Here is a 20,175-nt window from a genome sequence, read left to right as displayed (position 1 = left end):
GGGTCTAATACGGAATTTATTGCCATTCATACCAAAAAGGTATGGATTTCTATAAAAAAAACCGCTACCCCGATTAAGGGATAGCGGTTTTTAGCGTTTGACAACAAAGACTAAGGCCGAAGCCCTAGCCTAGCATTACCACTGGTAACCAGCACCAATCGTTGCACCCATTTGGCCGCGTGAGGAACCGGCTACGCTACCTTTAATAACCCATTTGCCGTTTTCGGTAACGGTAGATGCACCAAGGGCATAGCCAGACTCGGAAGCATAAACGCCACCTGACATGGAAACCATGCTCTTGCCTGGCATGTAAGCCTGTGGCAAGCCGGCCACTGCCATGGCTGTTGCCGCACCGGCATCAGCGCGTTTTTCAACGCGGCGGACATCACTACGCAAGGAAGAAATATCGTTGCGAACTTCAGTCAGATCAACCGGTGTTGCACCTTGAACCATACGGGTAACCTGATCAAGGTTAACCGCATCGGTACCCTCAACCGCTTCGGCCACACCGGTCAGGCGACGGGCATCACCACTTTCATTCCTGAAGTCAACCTCGCTTCCACCGGTAGATTTACCCACTGTAATGGCTGCGTTGGGTGAGGCTTGTTGTACCAGACCAATCTTGCCATCATTAACCTGATTGTACAGATTGGTTACGGAGTTACTGACGCTATTGAAAGCATCGCCAACATTGTTGTAGGAATTATTAACAATACCACCTTGAGTAACTTCATTAATATTGTAGGTAGGTGTAATTATTACAGAGCCATCCAGATTATTAACAATGGTAGTCCCTGCACCTAAAGCATCCGCGATAGCTTTTTGGGTTGCATGCAATTGCGTTCCGTTGATAGCTTCGGTACTGGTATTAGTTACGGCACCGGCTGCTACACCAGCAAGCTTACGGGCTTGACTGGCATTGTTCGCGAAGTTCACTTTAGTACCATCGGTTTCTTTACCAACGGTAATGTCTCTTGAAGTGGCATCTTGCTGAACCAGATTATTACCACCTACACCGTTATTTTCCAGGTCTGTGACACGGGCATCCAGGTAATACAAGGCACTGCCCACGTTATTAAATGACTGGCTGGCATCAGAGAAACCATTATAGGTTGGGCCTGTAACCGTACCATTGGCGGCAACGACAGCACCGCCACCCAGTGCATTAACAACTGGTGTCAATTGTCCAACCGTAGCGGCATCAGAAGCTTTCGTGCCATTTGCTACATTGGTAATACGACGCTCGTTGCCAGCAGAACCAACAGAAACCGTATTGACTTCATCGGCAATAGAACCTGTACCCAACGCAACTGCATTTGTTGCGGTCGCTTTAGCAAGCGATCCAACTGCCACCGCATTGTTCACTGTTGCCAAAGCACCTAAACCAAGAGCGGTAGCACCTTCTCCTGCGGCGGAAGACCCAGCACCCACAGCAGTACCACCTGCTTTGGCTGCAGAAGCTGCACCACCCAGAGCCACAGTCGCCTCGGCAGTAGCTGCTGCTCCTGTACCCAATGCTGTCGTCAAGGCACCGTTGGCATTAGCGCCATCACCAATCGCGATTGCGCCGGCACCGTTGGCTGTTGCTATGGCACCCGTACCCAAACCGTTTACTTCTCCACCACCAATCGCGATTTCACCGACAACGGGGGCTGGGATTGGAGTGCCGGGGGTAGGCGCAGCGGCTGGCTGTACCAATCCCAAAATATTGCCATCAGACTCTAGAAGTGCCAGATCCAGTGGTTGTTCACCACGCAATGCCAATGAGAGATCATCAACCAGATCCAGATTCAGGTTTTGTGGCAGCTCAATGCCCAAACCGCTTGTAACGCCATTAACTACGCCTACAACTGGATTAACGACTGGTGACAAAGTGCCTAACAATGAGTTAACCAAGCCTTCAACCGGTTTCAGGACAGGTGTCAAGACGGCATCAAGTGTATTGCCAAGCTGATTCTGGGGCAGGGTAATTCCAGTAGCCAGATCAAGCACATTACCTGAACCACCTTGAGCACCACCGGTTAACCCACCAAGCAAACCGCCCAGCAAACCACCAGAGCCAGCTGTACCAGTACCGGTATTACCCGTTAAGCCACCCAACAAACCACCCAGTCCAGTGCTGCCTGTACCGGTACTACCGGTCAAGCCACCCGTAAGGCCACCTAACAGGTTGTTAACCGTACCTACAACCGGTGTCAGTGCGCCCTGATCGCCAACCAGGCCATTGACCAACCCACCCACCGGAGCCAAAGGACCGCTAGCAGAGGTCAAATCATTCACCAGGCCGGTAACAGGTGCCAAAGCGCCCGTTTGTGGATCAACCAGACCGTTGACCAAACTACCTACTGGCGTCAGTGCGGTGTTGTTTACCAAGCGGCCAACCGTTCCCTGCACATCGGTAATCGCACCGGTGCCAGCACTGCCACCACCCAGCAAACCGCCATTTCCGCCGGTCAAGCCACCCACCAGTCCCAAAACGGGATCCAGCAAGCCACCGGTTCCACTACCCGCTTGGCCACCTGTCAAACCACCCAACAGACCCAAAACAGGATCCAGCGGACCACCTTGGGTACCACCAGTCAAGCCACCCGTAAGGCCACCCAACAGATTGTTAACCGTACCTACAACTGGCGTCAGTGCGCCCTGATCGCCAACCAGGCCATTAACCAAACCACCCACCGGAGCCAAAGGACCGCTAGCAGAGGTCAAATCATTCACCAGGCCGGTAACAGGTGCCAAAGCGCCCGTTTGTGGATCAACCAGACCGTTGACCAAACTACCTACTGGCGTCAGTGCGGTGTTGTTTACCAAGCGTCCAACCGTTCCCTGCACATCGGTAATCGCACCGGTGCCAGCACTGCCACCACCCAGCAAACCGCCATTTCCGCCGGTCAAGCCACCCACCAGTCCCAAAACGGGATCCAGCAAGCCACCGGTTCCACTACCCGCTTGGCCACCTGTCAAACCACCCAACAGACCCAAAACAGGATCCAGCGGACCACCTTGGGTACCACCAGTCAAGCCACCCGTAAGGCCACCCAACAGATTGTTAACCGTACCTACAACTGGTGTCAGTGCGCCCTGATCGCCGACCAAGCCATTGACCAAACCACCCACCGGAGCCAAAGGACCGCTAGCAGAGGTCAAATCATTCACCAGGCCGGTAACAGGTGCCAAAGCGCCCGTTTGTGGATCAACCAGACCGTTGACCAAACCACCCACTGGCGTCAGTGCGGTGTTGTTTACCAAGCGGCCAACCGTTCCCTGCACATCGGTAATCGCACCGGTGCCAGCACTGCCACCACCCAGCAAACCGCCATTTCCGCCGGTCAAGCCACCCACCAGCCCCAAGACGGGATCAAGCAAACCACCCAAAGCAGAGCCTGAAGCCTGTCCGCCAGTGAGACCACCGACCACGCCAAGAACCGGATCAAGCACCCCGCCAAGCAGATTGGTCGCTGTTGCCCCTTGTGAACCGGTCAATCCACCGACAATACCCAGAACGGGTGACAAGGCTGCTGTTGTGGACAGGTTTGAGACATTGTTGATGTTTGGATTTGACTGTGCGTTGGCAACACCACCGGTAATACAAAAACTTAAGATACCGGCTGCCACTGTTTTGGTAAGAATACTGCCGCTGCGTTTTCCTTTGGTTTTAGTTGTTTCAGATACGGCAACGTAGGCGCCTGTATGTTCATTCCAAACAGACTTGTAGATATGGTTCATTTGTAGCGCTCTCCAAACAATAGAATAGAAATACCGCACCTATACTCATCATCTTTTGATTGCCTTACAAATACATAAATTGCTACAGCAAAAACAGAAAACAAACTTAATGCGGTCTATATTAAAAATAGAAATACATGTAACTTTTGGGGAGAACGATAACACTAGAAAGTTACTTTAGAAACATGAGCACTGACCGATTTAAGTTTATAAATTTTGATTTATTTAATAAATATTTTTTATAACATTACTAATATTTTTAATAATTTATTTTCACAAATCAATTAAGTAACAATTTTTTTCAACAACCATCAATTTATGATATTCAAGGAAAGTAACAATCCCTTATCTTCACTATATCTTCATGATATTTATTCACATCACACTGCAACAATCGCAGTGATTTTTTTTCACCGGGATGAAGTAAATGGTTTTTATTTGCACTTAAATTGTAAATTATTGTAATAATGTTGTTTTAATGCAGCGCATTCTAATTTATTAATTAATTTCCATAACTTATTAAAATAAGTTAATACAAAAAAACACTGCTTTTAAGCGAAAAAGCAGTGTTTTTAATTCTAAATTCAACGATTTTGGCAAATAAACCATCTGTCAACAGGGATTTTCCCAACAACAGCGCTGGTTCAAAAAAAACAAGCCTGGATAAGGAATGAAACTTTTTTAATCCCATAAATTACAAGGTTGCGACAAGCGCATAGATGAGTTTAGCGGTTGCGGCATATATTGCTTGTCGTCCTGCATTTAAGCCCTATAATTGAATTTGTTATCATTTTGTCATATACACGGCAAGCACCTATACTGCCACTTGACCCATTTATACAAAGCCTCATTCATCATGAACACTACGTCTGCTAATCAAGTTGAATTTACAATTAACCGCAATCCCAATCCATTACCCGAGGCAGAGCGCAATGCCATCTTGCAAAATCCAGGTTTTGGCAAGTACTTCACCGATCATATGGCCACCATTGACTGGAGTCGCGAACAAGGCTGGCACGATGCACGCGTTGTTCCCTATGGCCCTTTACAACTGGATCCGGCCGCTTCGGTCCTGCACTATGCCCAAGAAATCTTTGAGGGCCTGAAAGCCTATCGTCATGCAGATGGTTCAGTCTGGACTTTCCGCCCTGAAGCAAATGCAGAACGCTTTCAATTGTCTGCGCGCCGCCTGGCACTGCCCGAACTTCCTGTAGATTTGTTCATTGAGTCCCTGAAACAACTGATTAGCGTCGACAAAGCCTGGGTGCCCAGTGCCCCTGAAACCAGTGCCTATATCCGCCCGTTCATGATTGCCAATGAAAGCTTCCTGGGTGTTCGCTCTGCAGAACGCGCCGCTTATCATGTAATTGTCAGCCCTGCCGGCTCTTATTTTGCCAAGGGCATGCAACCTATTTCCATCTGGCTAGCCTCCGAATTTTCACGTGCTGGCAAAGGCGGTACCGGAGAGGCCAAATGCGGTGGTAACTATGCTGCTTCTTTGTTGCCACAACAGGAAGCCTATGCCAATAATTGCTCACAGGTACTGTTCCTGGACGCCGAAGAGCACACTTACCTTGAAGAACTGGGCGGCATGAATATCTTCCTGGTCCGCAAAGACGGTACGCTTATCACCCCCAAACCCTCCGGCAGCATTCTTAAAGGCATTACCCGTGCCAGCCTGATTCAGCTAGCCGAAGACATGGGCCTGAAAGTGGAAGAACGCAAGGTGGCCTTGCAAGAATGGCGTGATGGCATCAATTCGGGTGAAATTACCGAGGCATTCGCTTGCGGCACTGCTGCTGTTATCGCCCCCATCTGCGCCCTGAAAAGCAAAGATTTCATTATTGGTGATGAAAACGCCCCAGCCGGAAAAGTAACCGTTGCCTTACGCAATAAATTAACCGGCATTCAATATGGCTTGGAAGAAGATACCCATGGCTGGCTAACCCGCCTGGCATAAGGTAATGCTGCAATACCCGTCCGGAATGAAAAGCGGGCCCCTTTTATCAAGGAGATCTCATGCGAATCAAGGCGTCAGAATCATTATTATTGGTTATTGATATTCAAAGCCGCATGTTGCCCGCAATTAATCAAGGCCAGGAAGTACTTAACCAGGCCATCTGGATGGTAGATGTTGCCCAAGCCATTGGCATACCTGTTCTAGCAACAGAACAGTACCCCAAAGGTTTGGGTCACACCGACGCGAACTTGCTTTCGCGCATACCCGAACAGCTGATATCGGAAAAAATCCATTTTTCAGCGGTTATTGGTGAAAATTTGCTAAACATGCCTTTTTCCGAACGCAGACAATGGGTTATTGTTGGCACCGAAGCGCATGTCTGCGTGCAGCAAACCGCCCTGGATCTGCTGGCTACCGGCCGCGAGGTTTTTATTGTGGATGAAGCGGTTGGCTCTCGTCATCCACGGGATAAAGCACTGGCCCTGCAACGCCTGCAACAAAATGGTGCAGAAATCGTATCACGCGAAATGGTGGCCTTCGAATGGCTGGAAGAAGCCAACACGCCCCTGTTCCGGGACGTGCTGAAGCGCTTTATCCGTTAACATCCCGACTTAGTTGCTGTGTCTTTACGCTTAACGTAAACAGTCTTGCCAAAACATGCTTTTCTATAGCGAACTTAATTAACCTTAAGCAACTCGACTTCAAATTTCAAATCGCTGTTCGGAGGAATGACATTTCCGGCGCCACGCTCGCCATAGGCCGAACGTGAAGGACAAAACAATACCGCAGAACCACCCTCTTTCATTTTTTGCAAACCTTCTGTCCAACAGGGGATAACACGGCTTAAGGGAAACGAAATGGGTTCGTTGCGTTTGTAGGAAGAATCAAATTCAGTGCCATCAAGCAGGGTGCCACGGTAATGAACCTTAACAGTATCACTGGGTTTAGGACTGGCACCAGCACCCAATTTGGTGTGCTCAACCCTGACACCGTTTGACAAGGTATCAACTGCAACCGCTTGTGCCATGACAGCACTGCTGCCTAGCAAAGTCAAAGTACCAATAGCGAATGTAATTAAAGATTTTTTCATACAAGAACCTGTCAATTTATTATTAAAAACGCCAGCCTTACCGTTCAATGTTCCGGCAATAGCAAGTGTGAAACCTATGCCCATCATTCAAACAAGCGTTCCATCAATACAGAACAGAACGCCTGTCACTTTCAGACTTCAATTGGCAGCCTGATCAGCAATTTCCTCATAACCCGTGTAATTGGTATAACCTTCCTGACCGCCCACATAAAAAGTGGCAGGATCAAAAGACGTCAGGGGCCAATCGTTTTTCAACCGCTCTACCAAGTCAGGATTGGAGATGAATGGACGACCAAAAGCAACCAGATCAGTCAGGCCTTCCTTCAAGTCCCTTTCTGCTTCTGGCTTGGTATATTCACCCGCCAAAATCAAAGTACCGCTATAGGCTTTCCTGAACTGCTCAAGAAATGTCTTGCCATTTGTATTATTAAGAATGGCCTTGCGGTTGCTGATATGAACATAGGCCAACTTTCTGACAGACAACTGACGGGCCAGCTCAAGCCAGGTTTGCGCTTCGCCTTCGAAGGCGGGCATATCAAAAATCCGGTTAAACGGTGCCAGGCGAATACCTACACGCTGGCTCCCAATTTTGGCCACTACCGCATCAACCACTTCCAGCACAAAAGCCAAACGGCCCTCAACAGTAGCGGCACCATATCGGTCATCGCGGGTATTGATGCCTGCATTAATGAATTGTTCGATCAAATATCCATTGGCACCATGAATTTCCACCCCGTCAAAACCGGCTTCACGGGCATTGACCGCTGCCTTGGCAAAATCCTGAACCACCCCCTTTACCTCTTCGGTAGACAAGGCACGAGGCTGGCTGGCCTGAATCCTGGCAGGGTTGCCATTTTCATCATAAGCAAACGCAGTGGTATTTTCTGCCGTTTTATTGCTTACCCCAACCGGGGCAGCGCCATTTTCCTGCAAAGTAACATGAGAGATGCGTCCTACATGCCAAAGCTGACTGAAAATTTTTCCACCTTTCTCATGCACCGCACCCGTGACTTTCTTCCAACCCTCAATTTGCTCAGCGCTATGCATGCCTGGCGTAAACAAATACCCCACACCCTGACGGGAAATTTGTGAACCCTCGGTAATAATAAGCCCAGCACTGGCTCTTTGCTGGTAATAAAGGGCGGTTTGCTCATCGGCAACCGTATTGACGGCTCTGGAGCGCGTCATGGGTGCCATCACAATACGATTATTCATATGCAATCCGGCCAAATCATAGCCCGAGAAAAGATCGCTCATTGATTAAATTCCATTCAAATATTTAGAAAAAAAGGCCCGGTTTTGAAAGCCTTGAAGGCATCCAATACACCTGACCGATACAACTAGACTACCATTTCTGCAAATATAAAATACCGAAATCGAGAAACTCACCCTGCCAACACCTTGCAAGACCCTGAACTTCTCGAATTCGGCAACATGGTCAGTCGGAATTATTATCAGAAACAAGCATGAACCTGACTGACCTGAGCACTAGTAAGAATAGAATGAATATGGGTTAACCTTATTATAATCAACCAATTCCTGCATAACGACTTCACGGGCGACTCCGCTGTTAATAAAAATCCTGGGATAGTCGGAATCGGTCAGGCTGATCTGTTCAACTTTTTGCCCTATAGAAGGGCTGACCGCATTCGGAACAAATGGATAATCAGACTCCCTAAACCCATCAGCATATGCCACACCTGCAACCATGCTTGATGCGAGTAGCATTACTTTAACAAAGTTTTTCATGACCGTAACTCCATATAGTTACAAGAACTGAAGCTTGATGGCTGATCATTGATTAACTATTTGTTTAATATACAATCAGCCACTTTGTTAGATTGATCCCGGCTCCCATGCGTTCCCGACAAAATTATTATTTTTTTAAATAAAATCATACAGTTATAAAAAAATAATTTAATGAGACCTATTTAAATTACATAATATTTATCGTAACAGAGCCTGTCTTTCCCTACAGCTGGCATCGGAACATTCATGAGGCCGTCATGGTGCGATGGTTTGACAGATTCAGGTACGATCAGTAAGATCACAGCCATTACAAGCCCGAATGAAATGAGCAAAACGCTTGTCTTCTATGGTTTCAGCATAATGTACGAATCAAAAAAACAACCCTTATTACCGGCACGACATTTCAGATATCGCCTGCTTGCCCATGTTTTTTATGCGCTTATTGTCATGGTGGTCACGATGGCCATTGGCGTGATAGCCCATCTTATACTGGAGCCAATAAACTGGCATGATGCCTTGCTTAACACGGCCCTTATTATTGGCGGCTTAGGTCCGTACATTGTGCCCGAAAGCGTTGCTGGAAAGGTATTCTTTGCGCTCTACAGCATGTTTGTCGGATTGGTTTTTATAGGAACGCTGGGTCTCATTCTGGCGCCACTGGCTCACCGTATTATTCATAAATTTCATCTGGATGATGACCAAGATCTTTAGCTAGACTACAAATTCCGCCTGTCTGGCTGCACCCGGCATTTAATACGGCAGCTATATTCCCAAATACTGAACCACAATCAAAAACTCAATCAAAGTACAGAGCTATTTTGCTTTTCAGGCCAGCCGCTGTTATTTCACCCATATGCACACCCTGCAACTGCCTCTGTGCATCAAAAAACAGGGTTGTTGGCAAGCCCCTTGCCCGCACCTGATGCATCACCCTAGAAACCGGATCCAGCAAAACATTGTTTAACATCAATTGCTCTGCCTGAAGAAAACCCTGAACATTTTTCAGGCTTTCACCCTGATTGATCATGACAAACGCAATATCAGGAAATTGTTCCTGGGCCTGCTCAAAGGCAGGCATTTCACGACGGCATGGCGGACACCAGCTGGCCCACAAATTCAGCACAACCGGCTTCCCGCGATATGCACTTAAAGAAACCGGCTGTTGATCGAGTGTTGCCAATTGCACATCTGGAAAATCTATTGATGAACGCTGCATCATGCTAAGGGCATTACCTGCTACCAGCCATATCAACATGCCAGCCACCATGCCTATCAAGACTGGCTGACGCAGGAGCGGGATTTTTCGGGTACGCCACAAAACGTACATAATAGCGACCAGCAAACCCGCCCACCACAAATACCCCCCATCACTGATGGCAATGATCGACAACGGTTTTTGCAAGTATTCGTCCCGCCACTGAAAAATGTGCACTAGCCGGGCAGCAACAATCCCCCAAAAAACCGCATCCAGCAGCAAACCGCCTGCCGCCTTACGTTTATCGTCTTTCGGGCGTAACGCCAGAAACCGGGCTATCACCCATGCAAGAAACAGGACAATTGCCAGTAAAACAAGCTGGACAGAAAAAGGACCAATACTAATCACTACTCACCCTTATCAAAAAAAGTATCTGATTAAAAGAACACCTGTCTGCCAACCCATTAATCTAAAGAATACTTTGGAAAGATACATTGGTTATTTTAATGACATGCGATATTCAATGACGCCAGGTTTTTCGGCAACCCAATCATACAGTTTTTGGGCGGTGTGATTAGTTTCCTGCGTATGCCAATATAAACGAGCACAATCCAGCGAGTTTGCTTGTTGTTTGACGTATTCAATCAGGCGTTTACCAATGTGCTGCCCACGGGCTTCTGGCGATACATACAAGTCTTCCAGATAACAAAAGCTTTGTTCTGCCCAAGTAGAACGATGAATAACATAATGCACAAAACCCAAGACCTTTTCGCCCTGTTTAGCTATCGCACAATAAACCGGTTCAGCCTCATCAAAAAAGCGTTGCCATGCCGTTTTTGTTACGGTGTTAGATAAACAAACTTTATAAAAATCCTGATACGCCAACCAATAAGGAAGCCATTGGGAATAATCTTGTTGTTGCACAGGGGCAATTTGCACGTCTAAATTTTGCATCACTCTACTCCTTGATCTCGAGTCTTTCGTAAATGGGAGTCTAGAGTTTAATTCCATAATGGTATCCTCATAAGATACACTTTTAATATTTTTTAAGGTACCAGTTTTATGGCAAAGTCATCGTCTTTCCCGCATTTGATCCTACCCAAGGGAAACATCAAGGACGGACTGTATTATGCTTTGCGTGATGCGATCCTGGATGGGCGCTTGTCTTCAGGCATCAAATTGCCTTCAAGCCGTGCATTAGCAGAAATGATGTCTATTTCCCGTAATTCTGTACTGGCAGCTTTTGATCGTTTATTAGATGAAGGTTATTTACTCACTAAATCCAGTTCAGGAACTTATGTGGTGGAAACCATTCCCGATCATTTAATTCAGATTCAGCAAGATGTAGCTCACTCGAAACAAAGCAAGCCGCAACCATTAAACATTAACCCCTACCTTGAAAGCTTATTGCCAGCATGGAAAAAACAATCATTACCCAGCCAGGGGGAAAAAATGTTTCATGTCGGGGTTGGCTGTCTTGATATATTTCCGCATCAACTCTGGGGAAAATTATTAACGCACGCTTGGCGAAAATCGTATCATCAATTAGGAGAATCGCATGATCCGCGCGGTTATTTACCTTTGCGTCAAGCCATTTGTCACTATGTACGTTCCACACGGGGGATAAACTGTAACGAAGAACAAATCATTATTGTAAATGGCATACAGCAAGCGATTCATTTGGCCGCTTATACTTTATTAAAACCACAAGATCAGGTTTGTTTGGATGAGCCGGGTTATGACTCAGCACTCAATATATTCCGCAGTTTTGGGGTTGACGTACATCCGGTGAGCAGTGATGACGAGGGCATGCGTATCCCGGAGATCATTCAAGATTATACCAAGAGCAAACTTATTTATACGGCCCCCTCACATCAATTTCCCCTGGGTGGAACCTTGAGTTTATCTCGGCGTTTCATGTTGTTAGACTGGGCAGCTCAACAGCAAAAATGGATTTTTGAAGATGACTATAATAGTGAATTTCGTTATCGAACACATCCCATTCAGGCATTGCAAGGCTTAGACCAACAACAACGGGTCATTTATTCAGGCACTTTTTCGAAAATGATGTTTCCTGAATTTCGCTTGGGATTTATGGTGGTTCCCGAGAATTTAATTAATGCCTTTAGTTTAGCGAAATACTATACAGATACACGTAGCTCACACCTGGAACAGGTCGCTTTGACTTTATTCATTCAAGAAGGACATTACGCCCGGCATGTGAGAAAAGTTCGCAAAGCCTGTTATGAACGCCAACAAGCGTTGATTGAGGCAATTCAAAATCATCTTGCCGACATCTTGACCGTTCAACCCACAGACTCAGGAATTCATCTGGTTTGCTGGTTGAAAAACAATTGGACCGAACAAGCATTCATCAAAAAATGTACTGAAGCCGGGTTATTTGTTCAGCCATTATCCCGATATTGTCAGCACAGTACTCAAAAAGCGGCCGTCTTGTTTGGTTATGCGGCCCATAATCCAGATGAAATCAAAGAAAATATTGAAAAGTTGGCAAATATGCTGCGGCAGGACGACAATGCAAACTTTGCTGGAGAATAAGGCAGTTTGGGACTCGAAGAATATGAGATGAGAAGCGCGCCCCAATCGGCCACCAGACAGGTGGCCGATATTAAGGGCGGCTATTTAAAGAAGCTATAGAGAACGCAAAAAGACGCTGGACAACAAGCCAGGTCTTACTTAGGAATAGCGGCGTTCCAGCTCGTCCCATTCAGGCTTGCTCACCAGGCGCTGCCTTTCGGCAAACGTCGCGACCAACCCGCTGGACTCTTGCACTTCCTTCTCGTCACGCAACACCGTCAGGGCTTTCTGCATGCCGGTAACGGCGCCCTGCAAGGCCGCGTTGGCATACAGTACGATGCCAAAGCCCAGTTCGGCCAGCTGATCGGCATTGAAAATAGGCGTACGGCCACCAATCACCATGTTCATCAACTGCGGCTTGGCAAGACGCTGGGGAAGCGCGCGCACTTGCTCGGCTTCTGTAACGGCTTCCACAAACAGAATGTCGGCACCGGCTTCGGCGAACTTCTGGGCACGCTCGATCGCTGCCTCAAAACCATGGGTAGCTGCCGCATCAGTACGCGCCATAATCAAGAAATCAGGATCCTGACGTGCGTCGACCGCCGCCTTGATCTTGCTGACCGCTTCTTCGGTGGAGATCACCTCTTTGCCTGAGAAATGACCGCAGCGCTTGGGCGCAACCTGATCTTCCAACTGAATGCAGTCAGCACCGGCACGTTCAAGAACCCGCACAGTGTGACGAACATTCAGGGCATTGCCAAACCCCGTGTCGGCATCGACAATCAGTGGCACATCTACGGCGTCACGGATTCTGGCAGTATGATCGGCAATTTCGTGTAAACCCATGAATCCCTGGTCGGGCATGCCAAACCACATATTGGTCACGCCCGCACCCGTCACATAAATGGCCTGAAAGCCAAGATCGGCAATTACTTTGGCCGACAAGGCATTAAATGCACCGGGAACGATAATGCCTCGGCGCGCTTCGACGAGTGATCTGAGTTGCTTTCTTGTCGACATGCAATAAATCCTTTTTTAACAATATTAAAAGTTAATCAATTTTCTGGCGTTTTCAAAAACGCATCAGCCGGAATCCGTACATAGCCTTCCATCAGGACACGAGCGCTTCGGCTCATGAGCGCCTTTTTCACGGTCCACTGCCCTGCTTCTTCAATCGCTTGTGCCCCCACCCGCAATGTACCCGAGGGATGACCGAAGGTAACAGATTCGCGTTCACCTCCGCCTGCCGCGCGATTGACCAGGGTGCCGGGAATGGCCGCAGCCGTACCGATAGCTACCGCTGCGGTGCCCATCATCGCATGATGCAATTTGCCCATGGAAAGCGCCCGTACAACCAAGTCTATATTATCGGCGGACACCTGCTTGCCGCTGGATGCCGTGTAATCGGCAGCCTCACCCACAAAAGCCACCTTGGGTGTGTGCTGGCGACGGGCGGCTTCCTCTATATTGGCAATGAGCCCCATTCGCAGCGCACCATGCGCGCGAATGGCTTCAAACATGGCCAATGTCTCGGCGTTACTGTTGATATCATCCTGCAGCTCCGTGCCGGTAAAACCAATGTCCCGGGCATTTACAAACACAGTTGGAATACCCGCGTTGATCATGGTCGCCTGCAACTGGCCGACACCGGGTACATCCAGCTCATCGACCAGATTGCCAGTAGGAAACATGGCGCCACCAGCGCCCTCTTCGTCTGCTGCCGGGTCCAGGAATTCAAGCTGCACTTCAGCGGCGGGGAAGGTAACCCCATCCAGCTCAAAGTCGCCTGTCTCCTGCACCTCACCGTTGGTGATGGGCACATGTGCCACAATGGTCTTACCGATATTGGCCTGCCAGATATATACGGTGGCAACACCATTGGCCGGAGTACGGTCGGCATCGATCAATCCATTGCTAATCGCAAAAGGCCCCACGGCTGCCGAGAGGTTTCCGCAATTACCGCTCCAGTCGATGAAAGGCTGATCGATAGACACCTGACCGAACAGATAATCAACATCATGTCCGGCACGCTCGCTTTTCGACAGAATCACAACTTTACTGGTACTAGAGGTCGCACCGCCCATACCGTCGGTTTGCTTGCCGTAAGGATCCGGGCTGCCGATCACGCGCAGCAACAGTGCGTCGCGCGCGGCACCGGGCGTCTGTGCAGCTTCGGGCAGATCACTCAGCCGAAAAAATACACCTTTGCTGGTGCCACCTCGCATATAGGTGGCGGCAATTTTAATCTGTGGTGCTCGTGTCATTGCATTCCCCCTATTTGTCATCATGACTGGCTGGCGACAGGCGATTCAATAAAATCCTGCGCAAAGCGTTGCAGAACCCCGCCGGCCTCATAGATGGAGACTTCTTCAGCGGTATCCAGACGGCAGGTCACCGGCACTTCCAGGCGTTCACCATTTTTACGAACAATCACCAGTATCAGCGTTGATCGCGGTTCGGGCTTACCGACCACATCGTAGGTTTCCGTGCCATCGATGTTCAGTGTCTTGCGATTGACGCCCGGCTTGAATTCCAGCGGCAATACACCCATGCCCACAAGATTGGTGCGGTGAATCCGCTCGAACCCTTCCGCAACAATCGCTTCGACACCGGCAAGACGCACACCCTTGGCCGCCCAGTCGCGTGAAGAACCCTGGCCATAGTCTGCTCCCGCCACGATAATCAGCGGTTGCTTGCGTTCCATATAGGTTTCGATGGCTTCCCACATACGCACCACTTTACCTTCCGGTTCGATGCGCGCCAGAGAACCTTGTTTGACCTCACCGTTTTCCAATACCATTTCATTAAGCAGCTTGGGATTGGCGAACGTGGCCCGCTGTGCCGTCAGATGGTCGCCTCGATGCGTTGCGTAAGAGTTAAAGTCCTCTTGCGGCAACCCCATCTTGGCCAGATATTCTCCGGCAGCGCTGTTAGGCAGAATAGCGTTGGAAGGCGACAGGTGATCGGTAGTAATGTTGTCGCCCAGCACCGCCAACGGACGCATGCCCTTGAGCGTGCGTTCGCCTGCCAGCGCACCTTCCCAGTACGGCGGACAGCGAATATAAGTGCTTTGCGGACGCCATTCGTACAACGGATTGACCGATTCACCATCGCTAACATTGATCGCAAACATCGGTTCATACACACTGCGAAACTGCTCTGGTTTCACGCTGCTAGCCACAATGGCATCGATTTCTTCATCGGTAGGCCAGATATCCTTCAGGGTAACCGGCTGACCGTTCTGGTCTGTGCCCAGCACGTCTTTCTCTATGTCAAAGCGAATCGTACCGGCAATCGCGTAAGCCACAACCAGCGGCGGTGAGGCCAGGAATGCCTGTTTGGCATAGGGGTGGATACGGCCATCGAAATTACGGTTGCCCGATAGAACGGCGGTCGCATACAAATCACGGTCGATAATTTCCTGCTGAATGACAGGATCCAGCGCACCGCTCATGCCGTTACAGGTGGTACAGGCGAAGCCCACGATGCCAAAACCCAGCTTCTCGAGCTCGGGCAAGAGATTGGCCTCTTCCAGATACAGCTGGACTGCTTTGGATCCCGGCGCCAACGATGATTTGACCCACGGCTTGCGTACCAGGCCCCGCGCGTTGGCATTACGTGCCAGCAGCCCGGCCGCAATCACGTTACGCGGGTTACTCGTATTGGTGCAACTGGTAATCGCGGCAATAATCACCGCTCCATCGGGCATGAGCCCCGGTTCGTTTTCAACCACACCTGAAATACCACGGCTGGCAAGCTCTGAAGTGGGTACGCGACGATGCGGATTGGACGGGCCGGCCAGATTACGTACCACCGTTGACAAATCAAAGGAGAGCACGCGCTCATACTGCGCGGTTTTCAGACTGTCAGCCCACAGGCCCGTCTGCCTGGCATAGGTTTCCACCAGCCTGACCTGTTCGTCATCACGGCCGGTCAACTTCAGGTAATCAATCGTTTGCTGGTCAATGTAAAACAGCGCGGCAGTGGCGCCATACTCGGGCGTCATGTTGGAAATCGTGGCGCGATCGCCCAGCGTCAGGCGGGATGCGCCTTCACCGTAGAACTCCAGATAAGACGAGACCACTTTCTGCTCACGCAAAAACTCGGTCAGAGCCAGGACCAGATCGGTGGCGGTAATGCCTGGCTGCAATTGCCCGGTCAGTTCAACACCGATAATGTCTGGCAAACGCATCCAGGACGCACGCCCCAGCATCACACTCTCGGCCTCAAGTCCGCCCACGCCAATGGCGATAACGCCCAGCGCATCTACATGAGGCGTATGACTGTCGGTGCCAACCAGGGTGTCCGGAAAGGCAATCCCATCACGACTGTGAATGACCGGCGACATCCGCTCCAGATTGATCTGGTGCATGATGCCATTGCCTGGAGGAATCACATCGACGTTCTTGAACGCCTTCTTGGTCCAATTGATAAAATGAAAGCGGTCGTCATTGCGGCGATCTTCGACAGCGCGATTCTTGGCAAAAGCATCCTTGTCAAAACCGGCATATTCAACGGCCAGCGAATGGTCCACGATCAACTGCGTGGGTACTACCGGGTTGATCTGGGCAGGATCGCCCCCTTGCTTGGCAATCGCCTCGCGCAACCCGGCCAGGTCTACGAGCGCGGTCTGACCCAGGATATCGTGACACACCACGCGTGCAGGAAACCACGGAAAATCCAGATCACGCTTGCGTTCAATCAGTTGCTTGAGTGAGTCCGTGAGTGTCGCCGGGTCGCAGCGACGCACCAGGTTTTCAGCAAATACGCGCGAGGTATACGGCAGCGTATCGTAGGCGTTGGGTGCAATGGCATCAACGGCAGCACGCGCATCGAAGTAATCCAGCCCCGTGCCGGGCAGTGGCTTGCGGTTTTCAGTATTCATAGGAATCAACGCTTTTCTAGCGGAATGAATGTTTGATCTTCAGGGCCATTATAGTTGGCTGTCGGACGAATAATTTTGTTGTCGATACGCTGTTCGATAATGTGCGCTGCCCAGCCTGCGGTACGTGCAATCACAAACAGCGGTGTGAACATGGCGGTAGGCACGCCCATCATGTGATAGGAAACGGCCGAGAACCAGTCCAGATTCGGGAACATTTTCTTGATGTCCCACATGACGCTTTCCAGGCGTTCGGCAATGTCGAACATTTTCATATTCTGCTGCGTTGCCGACAGGTTGCGCGCCACCTCTTTGATGACTTTGTTGCGCGGATCGGAAATCGTATACACGGGATGACCAAAGCCAATGATGACCTCTTTGTTTTCTACGCGGCGACGAATATCGGCTTCGGCATCATCTGGCGTTTCGTAGCGTTTTTGCACTTCAAAAGCGACTTCGTTGGCGCCACCGTGCTTGGGGCCGCGCAATGCACCGATCCCACCGGTAATGGCCGAATACATATCCGAACCTGTTCCGGCAATCACCCGGCAGGTGAACGTGGATGCATTGAACTCGTGCTCAGCGTACAGGTTCAGCGAAGTATGCATGGCCTGGACCCACTCATCAGGAGGCGTCTCGCCATGGAGCAGATGCAGAAAATGCCCGCCGATACTGTCATCGCTGGTTTCGACATCAATGCACTTGCCATTATGACTATAGTGATACCAATACAGCAAAGCCGAGCCCAGACTGGCCATCAGACGGTCTGCAATATCGCGCGCATCGGGCAGGTTATGATCATCTTTTTCAGGCAGCACGCAACCCAATACCGATACGGCCGTGCGCATGACATCCATGGGATGACTGGAAGCAGGCAAGGCCTGTAGCGCATCCTGCAATTGAACAGGCAGGCCGCGCAGACGGCGCAGCTTCAGTTTATAGGAAGCCAGTTCAGCCTTGTTGGGCAGCTTGCCGTGAATGAGCAGGTGAGCGACCTCTTCAAATTCGCAGGCTTGCGCCAGATCCAGAATATCGTAACCACGATAATGCAGGTCGTTACCGCTGCGACCCACGGTACATAGTGCGGTATTGCCAGCGATAACGCCAGACAACGCAACTGATTTCTTTGGTTTAAAGCCCGTTGTTTCGGGTGCTTGTGTCATGGTATTCCTCCGCTACTTTACAATGCAAATAATGCGCTACAATTAATATTTGCAGTTTACGCAAGATTGCCAGAAATTGCATTAATAACAAGGCGAATATTGGTAAACCCTATACTGCATATTTGCAAATTTTGCGAATTTTTTATTTAATCAGCATTATCAAACCGGTATTAGATTCAATGGCCACCATGCGAAAAGTATTTATGGGCGTGCGATTACGCCGCTTGCGCGAAGAGCGCAAATTGACCCAGATAGGGCTGGCCCGCATGCTGGGCCTGTCACCCAGCTACCTGAATCAGATCGAACAGAACCAGCGGCCATTGACCATGCCGGTCCTGAGGCGCTTGAGCGAAGTGTTCAATATGGACGTCAACACGTTTTCAGACGACGAACAAACGCGAATGGTCGCTGCGCTGCACGAAGTGGCGGCTACCCTGCCGGCATCGGCGCTGGGCGGACATGAAGGGGCCCGAATATCACAGGCTGAAATACACGAGATCGCAACGAATATGCCGGCTGTAGGCCGGGTTTTGATTGATCTGCACCGCCGTCACCGCGAAGCGGCGGAGCGGCTGGAAGCCATGACTGAAAAAATGACCCTTCAAAATCAGAATCCCGGCAATCCTGCAGAAGCACTGCTGATACAGACACAACCCTACGAGGAAGCACGCGACTTTTTCTTTACCCATCACAATCATTTCGCGCAGCTCGATACGCACGCGGAGCAATGCCATACCGCCTGGGGGCTGGCTGACGTACCCACACCTGGCCTGGCGGACCGACTGGCGCAGCGCTTGCGCGAACAACACGGCGTTATGGTGGACACCCTGCCCACAGAAAAGGGCCTGCAACGCGCCTATAACCCGGCGCTGCGGCAGCTTAGCCTACCCCCGCATCTCACACCCGGGCAGCGGGCCTTTCAAATGGGAACACAATTGGCATTTCTGGAATTGGACACCATGCTTGAACGCATGGTGGACGTGCCACGCTTTTCCAGTCAGGCGGTACGCAAATTAGTACGCCTGGGCCTGGCTAACTATTTTGCGGCAGCGCTGATCCTGCCCTACCGACAGTTCCTGGCCGCTGCCGAGCAATTACAATATGACATTGATCTGTTAGGACAACGGTTTGGCGTCAGCTTCGAGACCGTTTGTCACCGCCTGAGCACCATGCAGCGACCAGATGCAACGGGCGTGCCGTTTTTCTTCATCCGCGTGGACCGCGCGGGCAATATATCAAAACGCCAGTCTGCTGCCCACTTTCATTTCTCTCGTGTCGGTGGCGCCTGTCCTTTATGGAATGTTTATGAAGCCTTCTCCAGTCCCGGGCGGATTCTCCGGCAACTGGCGCGCATGCCCGACGGACGTGTGTACCTGTGGATTGCGCGTACCGTATGCCGTCAGGCCGGCGGCTTCGGACAACCAACAAAAGATTTCGCTGTCGCACTGGGTTGCGATGTCGCGCATGCCCATCGGCTGGTTTATGCAAAAGGGCTGGATTTCAGCAATCCGGATATTCCCACACCCATCGGCATGGGTTGCAGGGTGTGCGAGCGGCCACAATGCGCACAACGCGCGTTCCCTTATATTGGCCGGGAACTGGACGTTAATGAAAACCTCAGCAGCATCTCTCCCTACCCCATGAACAGCCCTTGAGTTCGGGAACATAGAGAAGCTGTCGATTGGCGTTTAAATTCAAAATACGCAATATAAACTGTAAAACAGATTTACAAATCAAAAGCTGTGTTAATTATTTTTATCACTATGCCATAACCTACACTGCAAAATAAAAGCACAAAAATTTCCAAACTCAGTGACGTAATTTCCGAACTGAATGAAAATCGACAACAACATCCTTGACAAATGTCGAATC

General features: G+C 49.9%; 15 protein-coding genes. 5 read left to right on the top strand and 10 right to left on the bottom strand.

Annotated elements, in window-relative coordinates:
- Nucleotides 1-135 precede the first annotated feature (135 nt).
- Nucleotides 136-3,726 (bottom strand): ESPR-type extended signal peptide-containing protein, encoded by a 3,591-nt coding sequence (locus ACM5Q9_RS10890; protein WP_418144764.1) that lies wholly within the window; start codon nucleotides 3,724-3,726, stop codon nucleotides 136-138.
- A gap of 856 nt (nucleotides 3,727-4,582) precedes the next feature.
- On the opposite strand from ACM5Q9_RS10890, the gene ACM5Q9_RS10885 reads away from it, so the two are divergent.
- Together ACM5Q9_RS10885 and ACM5Q9_RS10880 are read left to right on the top strand one after the other, a co-directional pair.
- Entirely contained in the window at nucleotides 4,583-5,686 is a 1,104-nt protein-coding gene (locus tag ACM5Q9_RS10885) for a branched-chain amino acid aminotransferase (protein WP_418144763.1), read from the top strand.
- A 59-nt stretch (nucleotides 5,687-5,745) separates the two neighbouring features.
- On the top strand, nucleotides 5,746-6,288 hold the full coding sequence (locus tag ACM5Q9_RS10880) for an isochorismatase family protein (RefSeq protein WP_418144761.1): 543 nt from the start codon (nucleotides 5,746-5,748) through the stop codon (nucleotides 6,286-6,288).
- A gap of 74 nt (nucleotides 6,289-6,362) precedes the next feature.
- Here the strand turns inward: ACM5Q9_RS10880 and ACM5Q9_RS10875 are convergent, their stop codons facing one another.
- The 3 genes from ACM5Q9_RS10875 to ACM5Q9_RS10865 form a co-directional block, all read right to left on the bottom strand.
- Nucleotides 6,363-6,776 carry an FKBP-type peptidyl-prolyl cis-trans isomerase gene (locus tag ACM5Q9_RS10875; RefSeq protein WP_418144760.1) on the bottom strand — a complete coding sequence of 138 codons (414 nt, stop codon included), beginning with the start codon at nucleotides 6,774-6,776 and terminating at the stop codon, nucleotides 6,363-6,365.
- Nucleotides 6,777-6,914: 138 nt separating this feature from the next.
- Entirely contained in the window at nucleotides 6,915-8,033 is a 1,119-nt protein-coding gene (locus tag ACM5Q9_RS10870; protein ID WP_418144759.1) for an alkene reductase, read from the bottom strand.
- Nucleotides 8,034-8,264: 231 nt separating this feature from the next.
- Nucleotides 8,265-8,525: a hypothetical protein gene (locus tag ACM5Q9_RS10865; protein WP_418144758.1), complete on the bottom strand. Its 261-nt coding sequence runs from the start codon at nucleotides 8,523-8,525 to the stop codon at nucleotides 8,265-8,267.
- A 270-nt stretch (nucleotides 8,526-8,795) separates the two neighbouring features.
- Here ACM5Q9_RS10865 and ACM5Q9_RS10860 point away from each other — a divergent pair, with 270 nt between their 5' ends.
- Nucleotides 8,796-9,236 carry a two pore domain potassium channel family protein gene (locus tag ACM5Q9_RS10860; protein WP_418144757.1) on the top strand — a complete coding sequence of 147 codons (441 nt, stop codon included), beginning with the start codon at nucleotides 8,796-8,798 and terminating at the stop codon, nucleotides 9,234-9,236.
- 85 nt (nucleotides 9,237-9,321) lie between these two features.
- Here the strand turns inward: ACM5Q9_RS10860 and ACM5Q9_RS10855 are convergent, their stop codons facing one another.
- Nucleotides 9,322-10,128 (bottom strand): prolipoprotein diacylglyceryl transferase family protein, encoded by an 807-nt coding sequence (locus tag ACM5Q9_RS10855; protein ID WP_418144756.1) that lies wholly within the window; start codon nucleotides 10,126-10,128, stop codon nucleotides 9,322-9,324.
- A 90-nt stretch (nucleotides 10,129-10,218) separates the two neighbouring features.
- Nucleotides 10,219-10,674 (bottom strand): N-acetyltransferase family protein, encoded by a 456-nt coding sequence (locus ACM5Q9_RS10850; protein WP_418144755.1) that lies wholly within the window; start codon nucleotides 10,672-10,674, stop codon nucleotides 10,219-10,221.
- Nucleotides 10,675-10,782: 108 nt separating this feature from the next.
- Between ACM5Q9_RS10850 and ACM5Q9_RS10845 the strand changes: the two genes are divergently transcribed.
- Complete coding sequence (locus tag ACM5Q9_RS10845; RefSeq protein WP_418144754.1) at nucleotides 10,783-12,279, top strand: PLP-dependent aminotransferase family protein; 1,497 nt, start codon at nucleotides 10,783-10,785, stop codon at nucleotides 12,277-12,279.
- Between the two features lie 138 nt (nucleotides 12,280-12,417).
- On the opposite strand, the gene ACM5Q9_RS10840 is transcribed toward ACM5Q9_RS10845, so the two are convergent.
- Genes ACM5Q9_RS10840 through prpC form a run of 4 tightly spaced genes read right to left on the bottom strand, consistent with a single transcriptional unit; the run spans nucleotide 12,418 to nucleotide 18,303 of the window.
- Entirely contained in the window at nucleotides 12,418-13,278 is an 861-nt protein-coding gene (locus ACM5Q9_RS10840; RefSeq protein WP_418144753.1) for an isocitrate lyase/PEP mutase family protein, read from the bottom strand.
- Nucleotides 13,279-13,313: 35 nt separating this feature from the next.
- The gene (prpF, locus tag ACM5Q9_RS10835; protein ID WP_418144751.1) at nucleotides 13,314-14,522 is read right to left on the bottom strand and encodes a 2-methylaconitate cis-trans isomerase PrpF; all 1,209 of its coding nucleotides are present in this window, start codon (nucleotides 14,520-14,522) and stop codon (nucleotides 13,314-13,316) included.
- Nucleotides 14,523-14,542: 20 nt separating this feature from the next.
- Nucleotides 14,543-17,143 carry a Fe/S-dependent 2-methylisocitrate dehydratase AcnD gene (gene acnD / locus ACM5Q9_RS10830; RefSeq protein ID WP_418144750.1) on the bottom strand — a complete coding sequence of 867 codons (2,601 nt, stop codon included), beginning with the start codon at nucleotides 17,141-17,143 and terminating at the stop codon, nucleotides 14,543-14,545.
- A gap of 5 nt (nucleotides 17,144-17,148) precedes the next feature.
- Nucleotides 17,149-18,303 carry a bifunctional 2-methylcitrate synthase/citrate synthase gene (prpC, locus tag ACM5Q9_RS10825; protein ID WP_418144749.1) on the bottom strand — a complete coding sequence of 385 codons (1,155 nt, stop codon included), beginning with the start codon at nucleotides 18,301-18,303 and terminating at the stop codon, nucleotides 17,149-17,151.
- A 188-nt stretch (nucleotides 18,304-18,491) separates the two neighbouring features.
- Here prpC and ACM5Q9_RS10820 point away from each other — a divergent pair, with 188 nt between their 5' ends.
- A complete protein-coding gene (locus ACM5Q9_RS10820; RefSeq protein WP_418144804.1) occupies nucleotides 18,492-19,958 on the top strand; it encodes a short-chain fatty acyl-CoA regulator family protein in 1,467 nt (488 codons plus the stop codon).
- Nucleotides 19,959-20,175: the final 217 nt, after the last annotated feature.

It is taken from the genome of Advenella sp. RU8 (genome assembly GCF_048381675.1).
In the GTDB taxonomy this organism is placed as follows: Bacteria; Pseudomonadota; Gammaproteobacteria; order Burkholderiales; family Burkholderiaceae_B; genus Advenella.
The sequence above is the reverse complement of the archived record's forward strand: the minus strand, read 5'-3'. Positions and strand labels throughout refer to the sequence as shown.

What these genes read in the sequence shown, in the direction of transcription:
- ACM5Q9_RS10890 (WP_418144764.1), bottom strand. Translation starts at nt 3,726, where the DNA reads ATGAACCATATCTACAAGTCTGTTTGGAATGAACATACAGGCGCCTAC.
- ACM5Q9_RS10885 (WP_418144763.1), top strand. Translation starts at nt 4,583, where the DNA reads ATGAACACTACGTCTGCTAATCAAGTTGAATTTACAATTAACCGCAAT.
- ACM5Q9_RS10880 (WP_418144761.1), top strand. Translation starts at nt 5,746, where the DNA reads ATGCGAATCAAGGCGTCAGAATCATTATTATTGGTTATTGATATTCAA.
- ACM5Q9_RS10875 (WP_418144760.1), bottom strand. Translation starts at nt 6,776, where the DNA reads ATGAAAAAATCTTTAATTACATTCGCTATTGGTACTTTGACTTTGCTA.
- ACM5Q9_RS10870 (WP_418144759.1), bottom strand. Translation starts at nt 8,033, where the DNA reads ATGAGCGATCTTTTCTCGGGCTATGATTTGGCCGGATTGCATATGAAT.
- ACM5Q9_RS10865 (WP_418144758.1), bottom strand. Translation starts at nt 8,525, where the DNA reads ATGAAAAACTTTGTTAAAGTAATGCTACTCGCATCAAGCATGGTTGCA.
- ACM5Q9_RS10850 (WP_418144755.1), bottom strand. Translation starts at nt 10,674, where the DNA reads ATGCAAAATTTAGACGTGCAAATTGCCCCTGTGCAACAACAAGATTAT.
- ACM5Q9_RS10845 (WP_418144754.1), top strand. Translation starts at nt 10,783, where the DNA reads ATGGCAAAGTCATCGTCTTTCCCGCATTTGATCCTACCCAAGGGAAAC.
- ACM5Q9_RS10840 (WP_418144753.1), bottom strand. Translation starts at nt 13,278, where the DNA reads ATGTCGACAAGAAAGCAACTCAGATCACTCGTCGAAGCGCGCCGAGGC.
- prpF (WP_418144751.1), bottom strand. Translation starts at nt 14,522, where the DNA reads ATGACACGAGCACCACAGATTAAAATTGCCGCCACCTATATGCGAGGT.
- acnD (WP_418144750.1), bottom strand. Translation starts at nt 17,143, where the DNA reads ATGAATACTGAAAACCGCAAGCCACTGCCCGGCACGGGGCTGGATTAC.
- prpC (WP_418144749.1), bottom strand. Translation starts at nt 18,303, where the DNA reads ATGACACAAGCACCCGAAACAACGGGCTTTAAACCAAAGAAATCAGTT.
- ACM5Q9_RS10820 (WP_418144804.1), top strand. Translation starts at nt 18,492, where the DNA reads ATGCGAAAAGTATTTATGGGCGTGCGATTACGCCGCTTGCGCGAAGAG.